Raw genomic sequence first — 511 nt, forward strand, 5'->3', positions numbered from 1 at the left:
GCAGCAGTATTGGCCTCCGAAATCAAGATAGCCGAAACTCTTTAGACGCAGCGTGACGCAGTTCGGAGGGTAATTTTTCTAACCGCGTCACGCATTGCGGGGATGTCTAAACAAAGGATCGAACCAATAACCACTATTGAAACAGTGCCAAGTCAATGACCCAAAACAAGAGGAAATATGCACGCCAGACTATAATGAAGAAGAAAAAATAAAATGTACGAATGGAGAGTACCTTGAATAAACTGAATACAATAATACTGTCGGCCACCTTGGCCTTCCCTTTTTCTACTTCACTTGTGCATGCACAAGGAATGGGCGAGGCAAATGTCAATCCGTGGCAAGAGTGTGGTGTCGGCGCTATGGTTTTCCCCAATAATGGCGCTGCATCTGCAATCTCGAATATTGTTTGGGACCTGGGTACAACAGCGGTAAGTTCAGCCCTGTCCAGTCCTGATCAGTGCCAAGGTTCAACGATTCAGGTCGCAGCGTTTGTGGCACGCGGATATGATCA

The 511-nt window shown here is 46.8% G+C and carries 1 protein-coding gene; it reads left to right on the forward strand.

The features are described 5' to 3' along the window. Positions 1-233: 233 nt before the first annotated feature. On the forward strand, positions 234-511 hold a 278-nt coding region (locus ACR0DB_RS22625; RefSeq protein ID WP_480553100.1), incomplete at its 3' end, for a hypothetical protein.

The sequence above is a fragment of the Ruegeria sp. AB6 genome (assembly GCF_056542685.1).